Source organism: Streptomyces sp. S07_1.15 (assembly GCF_020739505.1).
GTDB lineage: Bacteria > Actinomycetota > Actinomycetes > Streptomycetales > Streptomycetaceae > Streptomyces > Streptomyces xinghaiensis.
This window is the reverse complement of the sequence record NZ_JAJBZK010000001.1, coordinates 6,837,913-6,856,854: the sequence shown is the minus strand read 5'-3', so window position 1 is coordinate 6,856,854 and position 18,942 is coordinate 6,837,913. Positions and strand designations below refer to the sequence as shown.

17 protein-coding genes and 1 pseudogene are annotated in these 18,942 nt (G+C 74.9%); 7 read left to right on the top strand and 11 right to left on the bottom strand.

The features are described 5' to 3' along the window. Window positions 1–11: 11 nt before the first annotated feature. Both LIX60_RS29465 and LIX60_RS29460 read left to right on the top strand, forming a co-directional pair. Window positions 12–1,730 (top strand): tripartite tricarboxylate transporter permease, encoded by a 1,719-nt coding sequence (locus LIX60_RS29465; RefSeq protein WP_227962277.1) that lies wholly within the window; start codon window positions 12–14, stop codon window positions 1,728–1,730. Next, on the top strand, window positions 1,727–2,758 hold the full coding sequence (locus LIX60_RS29460; RefSeq protein WP_227962274.1) for a tripartite tricarboxylate transporter substrate binding protein: 1,032 nt from the start codon (window positions 1,727–1,729) through the stop codon (window positions 2,756–2,758). The genes LIX60_RS29465 and LIX60_RS29460 overlap by 4 nt, the downstream gene beginning before the upstream one ends. A 190-nt stretch (window positions 2,759–2,948) precedes the next feature. On the opposite strand, the gene LIX60_RS29455 is transcribed toward LIX60_RS29460, so the two are convergent. The 8 genes and pseudogenes from LIX60_RS29455 to LIX60_RS29420 form a co-directional block, all read right to left on the bottom strand. Continuing rightward, window positions 2,949–4,043, bottom strand: coding sequence for a glycosyltransferase family 2 protein (locus LIX60_RS29455; protein ID WP_227962272.1), 1,095 nt, complete (start codon window positions 4,041–4,043; stop codon window positions 2,949–2,951). After that, entirely contained in the window at window positions 4,040–5,968 is a 1,929-nt protein-coding gene (locus tag LIX60_RS29450) for a carbamoyltransferase C-terminal domain-containing protein (protein WP_227962270.1), read from the bottom strand. Before LIX60_RS29450 ends, LIX60_RS29455 begins: the two co-directional genes overlap by 4 nt. Before the next feature lie 212 nt (window positions 5,969–6,180). Beyond that, entirely contained in the window at window positions 6,181–7,296 is a 1,116-nt protein-coding gene (locus LIX60_RS29445; protein ID WP_227962268.1) for an NAD-dependent epimerase/dehydratase family protein, read from the bottom strand. 29 nt (window positions 7,297–7,325) lie between these two features. Beyond that, complete coding sequence (locus LIX60_RS29440; RefSeq protein ID WP_019708501.1) at window positions 7,326–7,523, bottom strand: DUF2795 domain-containing protein; 198 nt, start codon at window positions 7,521–7,523, stop codon at window positions 7,326–7,328. 90 nt (window positions 7,524–7,613) lie between these two features. Further along, window positions 7,614–8,399, bottom strand: a complete 786-nt coding sequence (locus LIX60_RS29435; protein ID WP_227962266.1) for a metallophosphoesterase — start codon at window positions 8,397–8,399, stop codon at window positions 7,614–7,616. Next, on the bottom strand, window positions 8,396–8,695 hold the full coding sequence (locus tag LIX60_RS29430; RefSeq protein WP_227962264.1) for a BON domain-containing protein: 300 nt from the start codon (window positions 8,693–8,695) through the stop codon (window positions 8,396–8,398). Before LIX60_RS29430 ends, LIX60_RS29435 begins: the two co-directional genes overlap by 4 nt. Window positions 8,696–8,838: 143 nt before the next feature. Then, window positions 8,839–9,576 (bottom strand): annotated as a pseudogene (locus LIX60_RS29425) (nucleotidyltransferase family protein); the annotation flags it as partial. Window positions 9,577–9,814: 238 nt separating this feature from the next. Beyond that, the gene (locus LIX60_RS29420; protein WP_227962262.1) at window positions 9,815–10,588 is read right to left on the bottom strand and encodes an SDR family oxidoreductase; all 774 of its coding nucleotides are present in this window, start codon (window positions 10,586–10,588) and stop codon (window positions 9,815–9,817) included. Window positions 10,589–10,851: 263 nt separating this feature from the next. Between LIX60_RS29420 and LIX60_RS29415 the strand changes: the two genes are divergently transcribed. Both LIX60_RS29415 and LIX60_RS29410 read left to right on the top strand, forming a co-directional pair. Then, complete coding sequence (locus LIX60_RS29415; RefSeq protein ID WP_227962261.1) at window positions 10,852–11,409, top strand: DUF1990 family protein; 558 nt, start codon at window positions 10,852–10,854, stop codon at window positions 11,407–11,409. A gap of 544 nt (window positions 11,410–11,953) precedes the next feature. After that, complete coding sequence (locus tag LIX60_RS29410; RefSeq protein ID WP_227962260.1) at window positions 11,954–13,009, top strand: YihY/virulence factor BrkB family protein; 1,056 nt, start codon at window positions 11,954–11,956, stop codon at window positions 13,007–13,009. On the opposite strand, the gene LIX60_RS29405 is transcribed toward LIX60_RS29410, so the two are convergent. Next, window positions 12,967–14,040 (bottom strand): ATP-dependent DNA ligase, encoded by a 1,074-nt coding sequence (locus tag LIX60_RS29405; protein ID WP_227962255.1) that lies wholly within the window; start codon window positions 14,038–14,040, stop codon window positions 12,967–12,969. The genes LIX60_RS29410 and LIX60_RS29405 overlap by 43 nt on opposite strands. 113 nt (window positions 14,041–14,153) lie before the next feature. Here LIX60_RS29405 and ligD point away from each other — a divergent pair, with 113 nt between their 5' ends. Both ligD and LIX60_RS29395 read left to right on the top strand, forming a co-directional pair. Then, entirely contained in the window at window positions 14,154–15,158 is a 1,005-nt protein-coding gene (gene ligD / locus LIX60_RS29400) for a non-homologous end-joining DNA ligase (RefSeq protein WP_019706187.1), read from the top strand. Between the two features lie 227 nt (window positions 15,159–15,385). Further along, window positions 15,386–16,168 carry a VOC family protein gene (locus tag LIX60_RS29395; protein ID WP_227962248.1) on the top strand — a complete coding sequence of 261 codons (783 nt, stop codon included), beginning with the start codon at window positions 15,386–15,388 and terminating at the stop codon, window positions 16,166–16,168. A gap of 22 nt (window positions 16,169–16,190) precedes the next feature. Here the strand turns inward: LIX60_RS29395 and LIX60_RS29390 are convergent, their stop codons facing one another. Continuing rightward, window positions 16,191–17,009 carry an SDR family oxidoreductase gene (locus tag LIX60_RS29390; RefSeq protein ID WP_227962246.1) on the bottom strand — a complete coding sequence of 273 codons (819 nt, stop codon included), beginning with the start codon at window positions 17,007–17,009 and terminating at the stop codon, window positions 16,191–16,193. Between the two features lie 62 nt (window positions 17,010–17,071). Beyond that, window positions 17,072–17,608: a cysteine hydrolase family protein gene (locus tag LIX60_RS29385; protein WP_227962244.1), complete on the bottom strand. Its 537-nt coding sequence runs from the start codon at window positions 17,606–17,608 to the stop codon at window positions 17,072–17,074. 156 nt (window positions 17,609–17,764) lie between these two features. On the opposite strand from LIX60_RS29385, the gene LIX60_RS29380 reads away from it, so the two are divergent. Further along, window positions 17,765–18,790, top strand: a complete 1,026-nt coding sequence (locus tag LIX60_RS29380; RefSeq protein ID WP_227962242.1) for a PHP domain-containing protein — start codon at window positions 17,765–17,767, stop codon at window positions 18,788–18,790. Window positions 18,791–18,942: the final 152 nt, after the last annotated feature.

The following is an 18,942-nucleotide window of genomic DNA, read 5'->3' as shown; positions in this document are numbered from 1 at the left end:
CCGGAGTCTCCATGGACACCTTCGACCAACTGCTCTACGGGTTCGGCGTCGCCCTCTCCCCCGAGAACCTGGCCTTCGTCTTCCTCGGATGCCTCATCGGCACGGTCATCGGCATGCTGCCCGGCCTCGGCCCGATCAGCGCCATCTCGCTGATGATCCCGGTCGCCTTCACCCTCGACCCCGCCTCGGCCATCATCATGCTGGCCGGGGTCTACTACGGAGCCATCTTCGGTGGCTCGACCTCGTCCATCCTGCTCAACGCACCGGGCGTGGCCGGAACGGTGGCCACCTCCTTCGACGGGTACCCGATGGCCCGCAAGGGGGCCGCGGGGAAGGCGCTCGCCATCGCCGCGTTCGCCTCCTTCACCGGCGGCACCGTGGGTGTCATCGGGCTCATGCTGGTGGCGCCCTCCCTCTCCGCGCTCACGGTGAGCTTCGGGCCCGCCGAGTACTTCGCCCTGATGGTGCTCGGGCTGACCGCCGTCGTCTCGCTCTCCGGGCAGAATCTGACCAAGGGCCTCGTCTCCGCCACGGTGGGCGTGATGATCGCCCTGGTCGGCATCGACTCCCAGACGTCGACCCTCCGCTTCACCTTCGGCCGCCCGGAACTGTACGAGGGCGTGCAGTTCCTCATCGTGGCGCTCGGCGTGTTCGCACTCGCCGAGGTCTTCGTGATGGTCCTGCGGCGGGGGCGGGACGCCCGGAGCGGAACGCTCACCTCGCTGCGGCTGAACCGGCGCGAGATCCGGCGGATGAGCGGGCCCACCGGGCGCGGCTCCGTGCTCGGCTTCCTCGTCGGGGTCCTTCCCGGCGCCGGCGCCACGGTGGCCTCGTTCCTGGCGTACTCCTTCGAGAAGCGCATCGCCAAGGACGGCGACACCTTCGGCAAGGGCAACATCAAGGGGGTCGCCGCGCCGGAGTCCGCCAACAACGGGGCGGCCGTAGGCTCGTTCGTCCCGCTCATGACGCTGGGCGTGCCCGGCTCCGGGACCACGGCGGTCCTCCTCGGGGCACTGCTCGTCCTGGGGGTCCAGCCCGGCCCGCTGATGCTGGAGGAGCGGCCGGAGATCTTCTGGGGCGTGGTCGCCAGCATGTACGTCGGCAACCTCGTCCTGCTGATCCTCAACCTCCCCCTGATCCCGCTGTTCGCCAAGGTGCTCAGGACCCCGCAGACGCTGCTGGTGCCGCTGATCGTGGTCTTCTGCGTCGTCGGCGTGTACGGGCAGAGCTTCAGCGTCTTCGACCTGTGGCTGCTGACCGGGTTCGGCGTGCTGGGCTTCCTGATGCGGAGCAACGGCTTCCCCGCGGCCCCGCTGATCCTCGGGCTGATTCTGGGCGGCCTGATGGAGCGCTCGATGCGGCAGGCGCTGCTGATCTCCTCGGGAGACTTCGGCACCTTCCTGACGAAGCCGATCTCCGCCGCGCTGCTGGCGGTGGCGGCGCTGTCGCTGCTGGGCTCGGTGGCGGGCCCGTGGCGCCGCCGGGCGGCGGCGCGCCGGGCGGCGGCCGGCGGGGCGCCGCTTCCGGCCAGCGGCCCGCCCGGGGAGAGCGGTGGCCCCGCGGCGGGCCCCGCGGCCGGGGGCGCGGACGCCGAGGGCGCGGAGGCCGTCCCGGAACCGGGGAGCGCGGAATCCGGGGACCGCCCGGCGGCTCCCGGCGATGGTGCGGCACGGGACCCGGATGCTTTCATGGGCGGCGTCACCAGCAGCGGGACAGACCGGGACGGATGATCACGAGAGCGGGCGGAGCGCGGCGGGCGCGGCGGCCGGGACTGGCCGCCGCGCTGGCGGCGGCCTGCCTGCTGCCGGTCGGGGGCTGCGCCCCGGGGGCGCCGGCACCGGAGCCGCTCCGTCTCATGGTGCCCGTTCCCGCCGGCGGCGGGTACGACTACACGGCCCGCACGGTCGCGGTGACCCTGCGGGACACCGGTCTCGCCGGCGAGGTCGAGGTCTTCAACCTCCCCGGCTCCTCCGGCACGGTGGCACTGACCCGGCTCCTCCACGAGACCGGCAACGACCGGATGCTGCTGCAGATGGGTCTGGGGCTGGTCGGCAGCGTCCTGTCCCAGGGGGTTCCGCACGGCATCGACGAGGCCACGCCGGTGGCCAGGCTGATCGCGGAACCGGAGGCGGTGGTGGTGCCGGCCGACTCCCCCTACGCGTCCTTCGGGGAGCTGGTGCGGGCCTGGAAGAAGAGCGAAGGGAGCGGCTCCGGAGGTCTGGTCGCCGGAATCGGCTCCCGTGTCGGCGGCCCCGACCACCTGGCCCTGATGCTGATCGCCGAGGCCGTCGGGCTGGCCCCGGCGGAGGTCGGTTTCGACCGCTACGACGGCGGCGGCCAGATGCTGGCCCCTCTGCTCGGCCACCGGGTGGACTTCGCGCTCACCGGGGTCGGCGAATACCGGCACGCGATCGCCGCCGGGCAGCTCAGGGTGCTGGCCGTGACGGGCCCGCGCCCGGTGAGCGGCGTCGATGCCCCGACCCTGCGCCGGGCCGGGTACCCCCTGGAAGTCGTCAACTGGCGCGGGCTCCTGGCACCGCCCGGCCTCACGGAGCGGCAGCGCACCGAGGTCACACGGCTGCTGGACCGGCTGCGGGCGACACCCCAGTGGCAGCGCGCCCTCCGGGAGAACGGGTGGACGGACGCCTATCTGACCGGCGACCGGTTCTCCGCGTTCCTCGCCGCGGAGAACCGGCGGGTCGGCAGGGTCATCGACCGGCTGGGCCTGGCCGGGGAAGCGGACGGCGCCGGGGGGTGACGGGCCCGCTCCCCGGCGGTGTGCGAGGCCGGAGTACGGCCGAGGCCGGGTGCGGCGGTACGGCCGAGGCCGGGTGCGGCGGCGCCGTTGTCGCCGCACCCGGCTCTCACCCTTGCCACCGGGTTCACCGAGCCCGGGGTCTCTCCCCCGCCTGTGTGCCCGCCTGGTGTGCCCAGCCCGCACCGGCCGGTCAGCGGACGGGGCCGTCCATCCGCTTCCGGTCCGCGTGTCCGGCGCCGTTGGGCGGGGGCGCGCCCCGCTCGCGCGGCTGCTCCCGGCGGTGGCGCAGCAGGCCCCTCGCCCAGTGCCAGGCGGCGACCGGTGGGATCACGGTGCTGGTGAGCGCCATGGTGGTGATCTCGTCCGGGGTGCGCGGCCCGGGCAGGACGCGGGCGGCGGCGAACTCCGCCGTGCCGGCCAGCCACAGCGCCGCGGACACCGCCGCCGCGCGGGGCCGTCCCGCGGCGGTGAGGGCCAGGGCGCCCGCGCCGGCGGCGGTCACCGCCAGATGCCGGGGCAGCCGGCCGCGCGGCGCTCCGGCGCGGGCCCACCAGGCGCGGCCGTGCAGCCGGTTCATCAGGACGTCGTCGGCGTTGCCGGCCTGGGTGCGCACGGAGACCCAGCGGTCGGCCGGGCGCACCGGGTGGGTGGTGCGGCGGCTGCCCATCGTCAGGGTCCAGCCGGCGTCCAGCGCGCGCAGGGCCAGGTCGGCGTCCTCGCGGAAGGCGCGCGGGAAGCGCTCGTCGAAGCCGCCGAGGGCTTCGAGGGCGGCGCGCCGGTAGGCCATGTCGGCGGTGATCCACTGGGAGGTGGCGAGCCCGGCGGTGTTGCGCTCCCAGTCGGTCGGCGGGCGGTCCCGCGGGAGCGGGACGGTGATCCGGGCCTGGATTCCGGCCGTCGCCGGGCCGGCGGCGGCCAGGTCGGCCGCGAGGTCCGCCGCCCAGCGGGGACCGGGCAGGACGTCGTCGTCCAGGAAGACGATCCATGGCTCGGGGGCGGTCGCCCAGCCGGTGTTGCGGGCGGCGGCCGGCCCGCTCCCGCTGCCGGGGATGCTCCGCACGAGTTCCAGGAACCGGTCCGGGATGTCGACGGTCAGGGGGGTGCAGTCGTACGGGGGCCGGTCGTCGACGAGGACGATCCGCCGGGGGGCCGGCCCGCCGGCGTCGACGGCCGCGGCGAGCGCGCGCAGGCAGGCGCCGAGGCTGGGCCGGCCGAGAGTGGGGATGACGACCGCGTACTCCGGGTCCCCCGGGCTCCCCGTGTTCCTCGCGTCGGGGCCGCTCACCGGGGCACCCCCGGGGTGTCCGCGCCGCCGCCCGGTGCCCCCTCCGGGCCGGCCGCCCCGGTGACTCCGCCCGGTCCGGCTCCGGGGAGACCCGGTCCGGTACCGGCGATGCCCGCCGCGGCGGCCCCGCTGCCGGCCACCGGCTCGCGGACCGGAGCCGTGCGGACCGGCCGGGCCGACACGCCGTCCGGCGTGCCGTAGGAGGGGACGGAGCCCACGGCTGCGAAGCCCTCGGCGTCCGTCGCGGACAGCGGCTCCGCCGCGCCCGTCGCGTCCGGCTGCCCGCCCGCGAAGAACGTGCCGCGCCGGACCACGAAGGGGCCGATGGCGAGCAGGTCGACCGGGGAGGAGCCGAAGCACTCCAGGGCGTCGCGCGGGTCGTCCACCATGGGGCGGCCGGCCGTGTTGAGGCTGGTGTTGACGACGACGGGCAGTCCGGTCCGCCGTTCGAAGGAGCCCAGCATCCGGGCGACCAGGGGTTCGTTCACCGGGTCGACGGTCTGGATGCGGGCGGTGCCGTCGACGTGCACGACGGCCGGGATGCGGTCCCGCCACTCCTCGGCCACCTCGTGCACGAAGAGCATGTACGGGCTGGGCATCGGCCCGTCGAAGATCTCGGGGGCGCGGTCGGCGAGGACCATCGGCGCCACCGGGCGGAACTGTTCGCGGCCCTTGACGTCGTTCAGCCGCTCCAGATTGCCGGAGCGGCCCGGGTGGGCCAGCAGGGAGCGGTGCCCGAGAGCCCGCGGCCCGTATTCGGAGCGTCCCTGGAACCAGGCGACGATCTGGTCGTCCGCCAGCGCCTCGGCCACCGTCTCCGCGACGTCGGCGGGCCGCTCGTACGGGACGGCGGCGGTCTTCAGCCGGCCCTCCAGTTCGGCGTCGGACCAGCGGCGGCCGAGGTCGGCCCCGGCTAGGGGCTCGGTGCGGTCGCCGCCGCTCGCCGCGAGGTACAGCGCGCCGCCCAGGGCCGTACCGGCGTCGCCGGAGGCGGGCTGCACCCACACCCGGTCGAAGGGGCCCTCGCGGGCGATGCGGGAGTTGGCGACGCAGTTGAGCGCCACTCCCCCGGCCATCGTCAGCAGGGAGTCGTGCGTCCGGCCGTGCAGCCAGCGCACCAGGTCGAGCAGCGTCTCCTCCAGGCACGCCTGCGCGCTGGCGGCCAGGTCGGCGTGGTCCTGCGTCCACGCCTCACCCGGGCGGAGCGGGGGGCACAGCTCGGCCCAGGGAACCCCGGCGGCACGGAAGCCGCCGTCGCCGGTCGCGTACACGTGCTTCCGCAGTTCGCCGAGCATGCGGGGGGTCCCGTAGGAGGCGAGGGCCATCACCTTGTACTCGTCGGAGGAGCGCAGGAAGCCCAGATGCTCCGTCAGCTCCTCGTAGACGAGGCCGAGCGAGTGCGGCAGCTCCTGCCCGCACAGCGGCTCGATGCGGTCGCCGACACGCCGTCCGGCCAGGTGGGACGTGGCCTCGCCGCGGCCGTCGAGGACGAGCACGGAGGAGGTCTCGGCGCCCGGCGCCGCCAGCGCGCTGGAGGCGGCGTGCGCCATGTGGTGCGGGACGAACCGCACCTTCTCCGGGTCGAGTCCGGGGAGCGCGGCGTGCAGGAAGTTGGGGGCCTCGCGGGCGTAGGCGAGGCGCAGATGGTCCCAGGGGTCGTCCAGGCCCATGGTGTCGGCGGGCCGGGCGAGCCGGGGGTCGAAGGAGTACGCGACCGCGTCCAGGTCCTGCGGGCGCAGCCCGGCCTCGGCCAGGCACCAGGCGGCGGCCTTCTCCGGAAGTTCCCAGGCGGAGAAGGGGAGCGGTCGTTTGCCGTGCTTGCGCCGCGAGAAGCGTTCCTCCTCGGCGGCGGCGACGGTGTGACCGTCGATGACGAGCGCCGCGGCGGGATCGTGGAAGAGAGCGTTGATTCCGAGGATGCGCATGGGTTTCCGCTCTTTCGGCGGCCGGGGCCGCGAAGGTCTCGGTGGACAGGGGGAAGGGCACCGGGTGCGGGACGGAAGGAGGCCCTGCGGGGCTCAAGGGCCGCGTGGGCTCGGGGAGTTGAGCTCCTGGACCGGCTCGGACCGGCAGCTGCCGCGGCGAACCCGGGCGCGGCGGGCGCCGCGCCCCGCGGCCGGCGCCGGTGCCGCGCCGCTCAGGCGGCCTCCGCCCCGGGCCGGGCCCGCTGCCGGTACCACTCGATCGTGCGGGCCAGCCCCTCCCGGGCGTCGACGAGCGGCGCCCACTGGAGCTTGCCGCGGGCCAGGGTGATGTCCGGGCAGCGCACGGCCGGGTCGTCCGTCGGCCGCTCGATGAAGCGGACCGTGGACGGGGAGCCGGCGAGGTCGATGACCTGGTGCGCCAGGTCGAGCATGGTGATCTCGTCCGGGTTGCCGAGGTTGACCGGCCCGAGCAGGTCGGACGCGGCCATGGCGAGGATGCCCCGGACGGTGTCGTCGACGTAGGCGAGGGAGCGGGTCTGCCGGCCGTCGCCGGTGACCGTCAGCGGTTCACCCGCCAGCGCCTGGCGGATGAACGTGGGCACGGCGCGCCCGTCGTGACCGCGCATCCGCGGGCCGTAGGTGTTGAAGAGCCGGACGATGCCGGCGTCCGTGCCGCGGGCCGCGGCCTCCGCGGTGGTCAGCGCCTCGCTGAAGCGCTTGGCCTCGTCGTAGACGCTGCGCGGGCCGACCGGGTTGACGTTGCCCCAGTAGCGCTCGTTCTGCGGATGCTGGAGCGGGTCGCCGTAGACCTCCGACGTGGAGGCGAGGACGAGGCGGGCCTCCCGTTCGCGGGCGAGCGCCAGCGCGTTCCGGGTGCCGAGGCTGCCGGTGTCCAGGGTGTGCAGCGGCAGCCGGAGGTAGTCGGCGGGCGAGGCGGGAGAAGCGAAGTGCAGGACGAGATCCACCGGTCCGGGGACGTGCCCGGCGAACGGTTCGCTGACATCGGCCCGCAGCAGTGTGAACCCGGGGTGGTCCCGCAGGTGCGCGATGTTGCCGGGCGTTCCGGTGGAGAAGTCGTCCACACAGGTGACGGCGGTGCCCTCCGCCAGCAGGGCCGTGCACAGGTGGGAACCGACGAAGCCGGCCCCACCGGTGACGACGGCGTGGTCCCAGCGGCGGCCGCCGTCACCCGGCACGGCCCCGGCCGGTGTCGCGGGCCGTGCGGCGGCCCTCTCCGCGGGCGGCGCGGCGGCGCCCGGTCCGGAAGGGCCGGCGGGCCCGGCGGGCCCGCCGGATCCGGGTATCGCTGCCTTGTCGGCGGCGTCCATGGGGAGGTCTCCTTTCCGCACCGGCCTGCTCACTGCTCCTGCGCCACGGCCTTCTCGACCTGGTCGGGGCCGGTGAACTTCTTCTGCCCGAGACTCTCGATCTTCTCGACGATCTTGCGGTCGGCCCCGTTGCTCTCGGCCAGGGAGGCGAGGGACTTGCGGTCCGCCGGGTAGTCGGCGCCCTTGAGGGCCTTCTGCAGTTCGATCGGGTTGACCTTCTCGGCCATGTCTCCTCCTGGTGGTACGGAGTGCGCGGCGTCATGGGTGACGGCCGCCCGTCCGCAGTACCCGGACCGGAACGGACCAATCAGCGATTCTCAGGACATACCCCGGTCGGCGTACGCGGGCCGTCCCTCCTCCACGGCTGCCCCGGCGTCCGTGGAGCACGCCAGGTGGTAGACCGCGAAGGCGCGCCGGATCACGGGCTGGGCGACGTTGCGCACCAGCACCCCGCCGCCCGTCATGCCGTGCTCGGTGCCCAGATGGGCGTGGCCGTGCACGGCCAGGTCGGCACCGGCACCGTCGATGGCCTCGGCGAGCTGGTAGCTGCCGAGGAACGGGTAGATCTCCTCGGGCTCCCCGGCGAGCGTGTCGCGGACGGGCGAGAAGTGGGTGAGCGCGATCCGCAGCAGGCACTCCCGCCCGGCCAGGGCCTCCAGCTCCCGGTGCAGGCTGTCCGCGCTGAGCCGGGTGGAGCGGACGAACGCCTTCATCTCCGGCTCGCCGAACTCCCCCGCGCTGCGCCCCGCGAAGCCGCCGCAGAAGCCCTTCACGCCGGCGATCCCGACGGCCGTCCCGTTGACGCGGAGCACGGTGCTGCCGCCCTCCAGCACCGTCGCGCCGGCGGAGCGGAGGATGTCCGCGACCTCCTCCGGCCGGTCGTCCTGGTAGTCGTGGTTGCCGAGGACGGCGACGACCGGTACGGGGAGACCGGTGATCTCCTCCGCGACGACGCGGGCCTCCTCCGGGGTGCCGTGCCGGGTGAGGTCACCCGCGAGCAGGAACAGGTCGGCGCGGTCGCCGAGGGTTTCGAAGGCCGGGCGGAGCAGCCCGCGGCTGTCCGGGGCCATGTGGATGTCGCCGACGGCCGCGACGCGGATCATGACAGTTCCTCCGGGCGGTCGGGCGCGCTGTGGTCGGTCAGGCCGATGTCGCTGCGCACCGGGACGTCCGGCAGGACCTCCGCCACGATGCGGAGGATCTCCTCCCGGTTGGCGGCCGAGGGGACGGTGCCGGTCAGCAGCAGGCTGCCGCCGCGCATCTCCAGGCGGATGCCCATGTCGCCGCTGCCCTCCCGGGCGAGCCGCTCCTGGAGATGGGCGAGGCGGTACTCGGTGGTCGCGGTGGCGCCGGGGTCCCGGTCGCCGCCGGTGGCCGGCCCCGTGTGGTGGTCCGTCATGCCCGGTGTCCTTCCGGCCGTTGCCGCCGTCCGCCCGGTGCCGCCGTCCCGGGCTGGGGTGCGGGCGGCGTCGCGTGCGGCTGTCCGTGTGCGGTGGGTGCGCCCCCGTGCCCGTCCGCCCCTCCGGCCCCGCCCGGTGTGCCCGGGCCGCGGGGGGCGATGACGCCGAGGCGTTCGAGGAGGAAGAGGAAGGCGTCGGGCATGGGCGCGTCCCCGCAGACGCGGCGCACCCGGTCCCAGTCGATCTTCTCCCGCAGGGTGCGGGCCAGCGGCAGCACTCCGCTGAAGTCGCAGTGGTGTTCGGAGAGGGCGTTGAGCAGCCCGATGAGGAGGTCCGTCGGTGCCAGCACGGGCATCACGACCGAGTCCACCGGCAGGATCTCGGCGCGGTCCAGGAGTTCCCTGGTCACCGGCTGCTGCTTGAGTTCGTAGATGAGGTCGACGTCCTGGCCCCGGCAGCGGGCCTTGAACAGCCAGTCCTCGGGCGGGTCGTAGACCGGGATGCCGGCCTTCCGCAGCGTGCCCGCGACCGCCCCGGCGTCCTCGGGCAGCACGCAGAAGTCGGCGTCGTGTTCGAGCCGTGCCATGTTGCCGTGCGCGTACGCGGCCACGCCGCCGGCCAGGGCGAAGGGGTGGCCGGCCGCCTTCAGCAGCCCGGCCACCTGCTTGGTGGCCTCCAGGATCGCCTGCATGCGGTCCGGGGCCGGGGCCTCGTGGCCGCGGGACTCCCCGTACTCGTGGAGGTGCCCGTACGGTCCGCCGTGGCTGCCGTGGCCGTACGACCCGTCCTGCCCGTCCTGCCCGTACGGCGCCTCCCGGCCGGGGCCTCCGCCGTGCCGGTACCAGCCGCCGTACCCCGAGGGGTCGCCGCCGCCCGGCAGCGGCCCGCTCCACGGCGGATCGCCGCCGGGCCCGGCCCGCGCCCCCGGAGCGGCGGGCGCGTCGGGAGCCGGCGGGGTCCCGGGCCCGGCGCCGGGGCCGGGCCGGGGGTCCGCGCCGGCGCGGCCCGTGCGCGGGGCGCTCCGCGGTTTCCGGTCCACCGTCACTCCGCCTCTCCTCGCCCGTCGTCCCGCCCGTCGTCCCGGTTCCCGTGCCGATGGCCGGCCCGGCCGCCGCGGGTCACGGCCAGGACGTCTCGCAGCGCGGGACCACCACGAGTTCGGGGATGACGCTGCCGTGCGGCACCGACAGGGCGTAGAGCACCGCGTCGGCGACGATGTCGGGGCTCTGCAGCTTGGTGGTGTCCGCGTCCGGGAAGCGGTCGAGGACGAACGGGGTCTCCATACCGCCCGCGATGACGCCAGTGACGCCGATCCCGAGGCAGTCGCGCTGCGCCTCCTTGAAGAGGGTGTGGGTGAAGGCGCGCAGCCCCGACTTGCCCGCCGCGTAGGGGCCGGCCTCGGTCCAGGTGCGGTTGGAGGCCGTGGACAGGATGTTCACGATGTGGCCGCTGCCGCGGGCGACCATCCGCCGGTAGACCTCCAGGCACAGGTACATGGGGCCGAGGAGATTGGTGCCGACGACCCGGGTGACCTCCTCGGCCGACAGATGCTCGATCGGCTTGGAGACGTCCACGGCGGCGTTGTTGACGAGGATGTCGAGAGGCCGTTCCACCTGGTCGAGGTCGCGGAAGAACCGTGCCGCCACGGCCGGTTCGCGGACGTCGAGTTCGGTGTAGCGGGCCTGGTGGCCCTCGGCCTTGAGTTCGCGGCACAGGTCCTGGGCGAGTTCGCGCCGGACGTCCGCCACGTCGACGGCGGCCCCCGCCCGCGCCAGGGCCCGGCTGATCGAGGCGCCCAGGCCGCGGGCGCCGCCGGTCACCATGGCGTTCTTCCCCGCCAGATCCACCTGTGCTGTGCCGTGCGTCGCGGTCTTCTGCACTGTGCTGCCCATCGGGGTCCTCCCGGATGTGCTCGGCGGCCTGCCCGGCCGGGGTGTCCGCCGGGCCCGGCTCGTGGGGCCTGCGGTGTCGCGGTAACCCTCGCAGAACAGGACAAACCGAATATCACCGATATGACGGGCGGACGTCACGGCGCGTGGCCGCGGGCCGCCGCCTCCCACCGGGGATGCCCCGCCGTCTCCGCGGCGGGCGCCGCCGGCCGGTGCGGGTCTCCGGGCGGTCCTGCGGGTGTCCGGGCGGTCCTATAGTCCGGTCCATGGCCCGTGACCTCGAGCAGGTGTACCGAGCGGCGTGCGCCGCCGAGCCCACATACGCGGAGACCGGGGCCACCCGGGAGGGTCCGCTGCCCGCCGGATACCCGCTGCGCGTCCGGCGCTCCCTGCCGGTCGGCCGCGGCCCGGAGGTCTTCGGACGGGCCGCCGCCTTCGTCCTGGACTGGGGGCCGCAGCGCGCCGCCGGCCTGGCGCCCCACCCCGGTACACCGGTCGAGGAGGGCGGCACCGTGCTGCTGGTCCCCCGGCCCGGCGGGCTGCGGCTGCCGGGACCGCTCATCCCCTGCCGGGTGGTCTGGACGGAGCGCGGGCCGGACCGGGCCGGCTTCGCGTACGGATCGCTGCCGGGGCATCCGGAGTGCGGGGAGGAGTCCTTCACGGTGATCCGGGACGCCGGCGGCGCGGTGCGGGTCGAAATCGCCGTGTTCTCCCGCGCCGCGGCCCGGTACACCCGGCTCGCCGGGCCGGTCGCCCGGGCGGCCCAGCGGCTGGCCCTGGGCCGCTATCTGCGCTCCATCGCCCGGGCGGCACGTGAGGGGTGAGCCGCCGGCGTCCGGGCGGCGCGTGAGGGGTGAACCGCGGGCACCTGTTGCGGGGCGGCCGCTCCCACCGCCGTGCCCGGGCCACCGCCGTACGGGCGGGGCGGGCCCGGACGGGGCGGCCGTGCGCTCCGGGGTGTGATCCCCGGGCCGGGGCCCGGCTCTCGCGGTGCCGGGCCCCGGTCCGGGATGCCGGGGAGAGGTGTCCGGCATGTGGCCCCGGCCGCCGGGCCCGCCCGGAGGCGGCCCGCGGGGCGGAGCCGACGGCGGCCATCCTCACAGACGGCGCCGCCCCCCGGCACCCGCGCCGGCGCCGCCGCGGGGCACGGGCCGCCCAACTCCCGCCGGGCGCCCGGCCCGCGGCGGCGGCGGTGGCTTTGCTCACACGGCCACGGTGGACAGGCGTTCGCCTCCCGGGCGTCCGCACGCGGAGCCCGGGCCCGGACACCCTCCGTGACCTGCGCGGACGCCCGCCGGCCCGCCCCGTACGACGTGCGCTCCGCGAACCGGCCGGGTTGACAGCGGCGGACCGGGGGACCCGGAGGACATGCGACCCACGAACGATCACGAAGAGGCCCGCGGGGCCGCCACGGGCGGTCCGCAGGGATCCGCCGCCCCGGAGGGGCCGGGCGAACTGCCCTCCCGCTCCTGGAAGGGGGTGCTGCGCCGGACCCTGAAGGAGTTCAAGGAGGACGACCTCCAGGACCGGGCGGCCGCCCTGACCTACTTCGGGGTGCTGTCGATCTTCCCGGCGCTGCTGGTCCTCGTCTCGCTGCTCGGGGTGGTCGGCAAGTCGGCCACGGACAAGATCCTGGAGAATGTGCAGTCCCTGGCCCCCGGCGCGGCCCGCGACATCCTCGACCGGGCCGTGACCCAGCTCCAGGACAACAGCTCGACCAGCGGCGTCTTCGCCCTCATCGGCCTGGCGGCCGCGGTGTGGTCGGCGTCCGGCTACATCGCGGCGTTCATCCGCACCTCGAACGCGGTCTACGACCTGCCGGAGGGCCGTCCCGCCTGGAAGATCACCCCGCTGCGGCTGGTGCTGACCGTGGCCCTGATGGTGATGCTCGCGGCGAGCGCGCTCATCGTGGTCTTCACCGGGCCGCTCGCCCAGCGCGCGGGGGACATGGTCGGCCTGGGCGACACGGCGATGACCGTGTGGTCCATCGCCAAGTGGCCCGTCCTGCTGATCCTCGTCGTGCTGATGATCGCCCTGCTCTACTGGGCCGCGCCCAACGTCCGGGGCCGCGGCTTCCGCTGGGTGACCCCGGGCAGCCTGATCGCGGTGGTGGTGTGGCTGCTGGCCTCGGCCGGTTTCGCGTTCTACGTGGCCAACTTCGGCTCGTACAACAAGACGTACGGCACCCTGGCCGGTGTCATCATCTTCCTGGTCTGGCTCTGGATCTCCAATCTGGCCATTCTGCTCGGCCTGGAGCTCGACGCCGAGCTGTCCCGGGAGCGGGCCGTCCAGGCCGGCCACCCCGAGGACGTGGAGCCGTACGTGGAGCCGCGCGACACCCGGAAGTGGCCGGACGACCTCCAGCGCGAGCACGAGGGCCGTCACCCGGAGGGCCGGCCCGACAGCACCGACGACAGGTCGTAGCGGACCGGCTCCTCCAGCTGCGCGTACGTGCACGACTCCGGGACGCGGTCCGGCCGCCAGCGGCGGAACCGGGCCGTGTGCCGGAACCGCCCGGCCTGCATGTGGTCGTACGCCACCTCGCAGACCCGCTCGGGGCGCAGCGGCACCCAGGAGAGGTCCTTCGTCCCCGTCCAGCGGCTGGGCGCGCCCGGCATCCGGCTCCGTTCGTGCGCCTCCTCCTCGGCCCAGTCCGCCCAGGGGTGGCCCTCCGCCGACTCCATCCGCAGCGGCGCCAGCTCCGCCATCAGCTCCTCCCGCCGCCGCATGGTGAAGGCCGCGCAGACGCCGACGTGCTGGAGCCGCCCCGCGTCGTCGTACAGGCCGAGCAGCAGGGAGCCGACGACGGGGCCGCTCTTGTGCGGGCGGAGACCGGCCAGCACGCAGTCGGCGGTCCGCTCGTGCTTCACCTTGACCATGACCCGTTCCCCCGGCCGGTAGCCGAGGCCGGGCGGCTTGGCGACGACGCCGTCCAGGCCCGCGCCCTCGAACTGCTCGAACCAGCGGCGCGCGAGGTCGATGTCGTAGGTCGCCGGGGCCGTGAAGACGGGGTCGCCGGCCTGCTCCAGGGCGGCGACCAGTGCGTCGCGCCGCTCCCGCTGCGGGGTTTCGAGCAACGAGCGGTCGCCGAGGGCCAGCAGGTCGAAGGCCACATAGCCCGCCGGGGTCCGCTCCGCGAGCAGCCGCACCCGCGAGTCGGCCGGATGGATGCGCTCCAGCAGGGCGTCGAAGTCCAGCCGCGGGCCGCGGGCGACGACGATCTCCCCGTCGAGGACGCAGCGCTCCGGGAGCCGTTCCCGGAAGGCCGCCACCAGTTCGGGGAAGTAGCGGTTGAACGGTCTTCCGGAGCGGCTGGCGATCTCGATCTCGCCGCCGTCGCGGAAGACCAGGGCGCGGAAGCCGTCCCATTTGGCCTCGTACAGCATGTCCGCCGGGATGCGGGCCGCGCTCTTCGCCAGCATCGGGCGCACGGGCGGCATCACCGGGAGGTCCATGAGCCGATTCTGCGGCCGTCCGCGGTCCCCCGCGCGCCGGAACGGGCACCCGGGGCACCCGGGGCGGAGCCCGCCGGGAGGCGGGGCGCGCCGCCCCGGCCTACCGTGGCGGCATGGCAGAGACGGCGCAGCTCACGGTCGGCGGCCGGGTCGTACAGCTGTCCCATCCGGACAAGGTGTACTTCCCGGAGCGCGGCTTCACCAAGCTCGACGTCGCCCGCTACTACCTGGCGGTCGGCGAGGGCATCACCCGGGCCCTGCGGAACCGGCCCACCACCCTGGAGCGCTACCCCGACGGGGTGACGGGCGAGTCGTTCTTCCAGAAGCGGGCCCCCGCCAACCTCCCCGACTGGATTCCCACGGCGCGCATCTCCTTCCCCAGCGGCCGGCACGCGGACGAGATCTGCCCCACCGAGCCGGCCGCCGTGCTGTGGGCGGCCAACCTCGGCTGTCTGACGTTCCACCCGTGGCCGGTGCGGCGCGGGAACACCGATCACCCGGACGAGCTGCGGATCGACCTCGACCCGCAGCCGGGCACCGGCTACCGGGAGGCGGTCCGCGCGGCGCAGGAGCTGCGGGACGTCCTGGACGGGCTGGGCCTGCGCGGCTGGCCGAAGACCTCGGGCGGGCGCGGGCTGCACGTCTTCGTGCCCATCGAGCCGCGCTGGACGTTCACGCAGGTCCGCCGCGCCGCCATCGCGGTGGGCCGGGAGCTGGAGCGGCGTGCGCCGGACCGGATCACCACCGCCTGGTGGAAGGAGGAGCGCGGCCCGAAGATCTTCGTCGACTACAACCAGACCGCCCGCGACCGCACCATCGCCGGCGCCTACTCCGTCCGTCCCCGGCCGCACGCGCCGGTCTCCGCACCGCTGCTGTGGGAGGAGCTGCCGCACGCCGTGCCGGAGGACTTCGACCTGGCGACCATGCCGGTGCGGTACGCGGACCTGGGCGATGTGCACGCGGACATGGAGAAGCACCCCTGCCGGCTGGAGGCCGCGCTGGAACTCGCCGAGCGGGACGAGCGCGACCACGGCCTGGAGGACCTGCCGTATCCGCCGGACCACCCCAAGATGGCGGGAGAGCCGAAGCGGGTCCAGCCCAGCCGGGCCCGGCGGTGAACCCCGGGCGGGCGGCCCGCCGTCCGGGCGGGCCCGCCGGGACCGCCGCCCGCCTCCGGGCCGCGTGCCCCTCGCCTGCCGTGCTCCTGCCGCGCGCGGCGCGTCTCCGGGCCGCCGGTGTCCCCGCGTGCGCCACGGAGCGCCGTGCCGGAACGGATGGCACAGTGGCAGACGGCAGGTGTCCCCGGCGGCACCGACGGCACCCCGAGAGAGCGAGGCGAGCCGGAATGTCGGCCACAACCCCCGTGGTGCAGGGCGCACCCTGCTGGGTGAGCCTGATCACGAGTGATCTCCGGCTTGCGCAGGACTTCTACCACGGGCTGCTGGGCTGGGAGTTCCGGCCCGCCTTCCACCGCAAGGAGTACGTGGTCGCGTACAAGGACGGCGCACCCGTCGCCGGCATCGGGGCGCTGGCCCGCTCCATGGGCTTCCCCGTGGCCTGGTCCCCGTACTTCGCGGTGGAGAGCGCCGACAAGGTCTCCGACCGCATCCGGGAGCGGGGGGCGACGGTCGCCGTCGGCCCGATCCCGTTCGGCCCAGGGCGGGTCGCGTGGGCGGCCGACCCGATGGGCGCCCCCTTCGGCATCTGGGAGGGGTACACCGAACCGGAGTGGCCGGTCCGGCGCGGGCCGGGCTTCCCGTCCTGGATCGAGCTGCGCACCCGGGACATATTCGCCGCGACGATCTTCTACAGCGAGGTGCTGGGCTGGGACACCGAGCCGCCCGAGCGCTGCGACGTGCGGTACACGGACGAGCAGGTGCTCGTCCGGATCGAGGGGCGCTCGGTGGGCAGCCTGCGCGGCGGGGCGCTGGAGTCCGCGCCGGACCCGCGCATCCGGCCGCGCTGGCACGTGTACTTCTGCGTGGAGGACGTGCCCGCCGCGGCGGAGCAGGCGGCGGCGTCCGGCGGGGAGATCGTCACCCCGCCGGAGGAGACGCACCACGGGTGGGAGTCGACGCTGCGGGACCGGCAGGGCGGGCTGTTCACGGTGATGTCGCGGGAGAACTGACGCCCGGCCGACGCGGCGGGGTTCAGCCCCGGCGCCAGGCGTCGCTCTCCAGGTGCGAGCCGGCCATCGGGCCCATCCGCAGCATCCCGCCGTCCACGGCCCAGGAGGCGCCGGTGACGTAGCCGGAGTCCGGCCCGGCGAGGAAGGCGATCACCGCGGCCACCTCACGGGCGTCCCCGGGCCGGCCCAGCGGCACCCCCGGACGGGATTCGGTGCGCACGTCGGTGTCCTCCTGGCCGGTCATCGGGGTGGCGATCTCCCCGGGCGCCACGGAGTTGACGGTGATCCCGTGCTCGGCGAGTTCGAGCGCCATCACCTGGGTGAGCAGGCCGAGCCCGCCCTTGGCGGCGCAGTACGGGGCGGCGCCGACCCGCGGCTGGTGCTCGTGGACGCTGGTGACGTTGACGATCCGGCCGCCCCCGCCCTGACCGATCATCCGGCGCGCGGCGCGCTGCCCGCACAGGAACGGCCCCACCAGGTCGACGTCGAGGACCTGCCGCACCGTGGCGAGGTCGATGTCGAGGTAGGGGGTGGCGGTGCCGGTGCCGGCGTTGTTGACGAGGACGTCGATCCGCCCCAGTTCCCCGGCGAGTTCGTCGATGACGCCGGCGGCCTCCGGCAGCCGGGTCAGATCGGCCTGCCGCACGGCGGCGCGGCGGCCGAGGCCGCGCACCTCCCCGGCCGTCTCCCGCGCCCCCTCCTCGTCCTCGTGCCAGGTGATGCCGATGTCCATGCCCTGCGCGGCCAGGCGTGCGGCGGTGGCGCGGCCGATCCCGGAGTCGGCGCCGGTGATCACGGCGACCGGGCGGGCGGTGTTCTCGGAACTGCTCTGCGCTGTCAAGGAAGGACCTCCTCGGGCGGTGCCGTGGAACACGGCGGGAGAAAGAAGGGCCCGGCGGGCCGTCAGAAACGGACACTCGCGGCGTCGCAGATCTCGGCCCCCATATTGCGCTCCATCATGCGCAGCGCGGCGTCCGCGAGATCGGGGTGGATATGGGCGACAGCGTCCCGGGGAACGGCCACGGTGAGATGACGGATGTGCGCGTCGAGCGCGGAATACAGCACGCACTGCTCGGTGACCTGGCCGCAGAGCACGATACGGCCGATGCCGTACTGGGTGAGCAGATATTCCAGCGGTGTCTGGAAGAAAACCGAGTGCCGTGCCTTGAGGACGAAGAGCGACTGTTTGTCGGGCCGGACCGGTTCCACCAGATCGGCGTACGGGCCGGAGAGCGCCGTGTCCAGGATTTCGTCGTGGTGGGAACGCCACCGGCCGAAATTGTCATTGACATAGATGACGTCGACGTCCTCGTCCCGGGCCCGTTCGATCAGCTCCCTCATCGCGGGCAGGGTTTCCCGTACCGAGGAAATGAGCCGGTCCGCGTCCGGATGGTCGTAGGTGTTCACCATGTCGATGACCACGAGGGCCGATTTCCGCATACGCGCGTCCCGATTCCTGTCGTGCGGCCGGTGCGGATCAGCGTATTCCCCGGCTCATGGCGGGCAACCGCTCGGCGCGCGAACGGGCCCCGGGTGCGCGACGGTGGACGGAGAGCGGGCGGACGCGGGAAGCCGGAAGACGGAAGGGAACACGGTATGGAACCGGTGGCGGCACTGGACCGGATCGCCTTCCTGCTGGAGCGGGCGCAGGCCCCCACCTACCGGGTACGCGCGTTCCGCACCGCATCGGCCGTCCTCGCGGAGATGCCCGGCGAGGACGTGGCGCGGCGGGCGGCGGCCGGTTCGCTGGAGACGGTCAGGGGCATCGGGCCCAAGACCGCGAAGGTCGTGCGGGAGGCGCTCGCCGGCGGGGTGCCGGGCTATCTGGAGCGGCTGGAAGCGGAGTCGGGCGGCCCGCTCGCCGAGGGCGGCGCGGAGCTGCGGGCGGCGCTGCGCGGCGACTGCCATCTGCACTCCGACTGGTCCGACGGGGGCAGCCCGATCGAGGACATGGCGCTCACCGCGGCCGCCCTCGGCCACGCGTGGGCGGTGCTCACCGACCACTCCCCCCGGCTGACGGTCGCCCGCGGCCTGTCCGCCGAACGGCTGCGCGAACAGCTCGGTGTGGTCGCGGAGCTGAACGAGCGGCTGGCGCCGTTCCGGCTGCTGACGGGCATCGAGTGCGACATCCTCACCGACGGTTCGCTCGACCAGGAGCCGGAGCTGCTGGAGCGGCTGGATCTGGTGGTGGCCTCCGTCCACTCCAAACTGGCCATGGACGAGGCCGCGATGACCCGCCGGATGGTCCGCGCGGTGCGGAACCCGCTCGTCGACGTGCTCGGCCACTGCACCGGGCGGCTGCTCTCCGGCCGGGGCCGCCCGCCCTCGCGCTTCGACGCGGAGAAGGTTTTCGCCGCCTGCGCCGAGTCGGGCACCGCCGTCGAGATCAACTGCCGCCCGGAACGGCTGGACCCGCCGCGCGCGCTGCTCCGCCGGGCGGTGGACGCCGGGGTGCTCTTCTCGATCGACACCGACGCCCACGCGCCCGGCCAGCTCGACTGGCAGCCCTACGGCTGCGCCCGGGCCGAGGAGTGCGGCGTCCCCGCCGGACGGGTCGTCAACACCTGGACGGCGGACGGCCTGCTGGAGTGGACCCGCACCCGGCGGCCGCCCGGCGGGTGACGGGCGGCGGCCGCTGTTTCGGACGGGGCGTTCGCGGTTACCGACTCCCTGTCCGGGGCGGGCCGGTGCGGCCGGGGTGCCGGGCTCGCGGGCCCGCCCGGTCCGGTGGTCCGTTGCCCGGCCCGTTCCGCCGATCCACCCGCTGCTCCGTT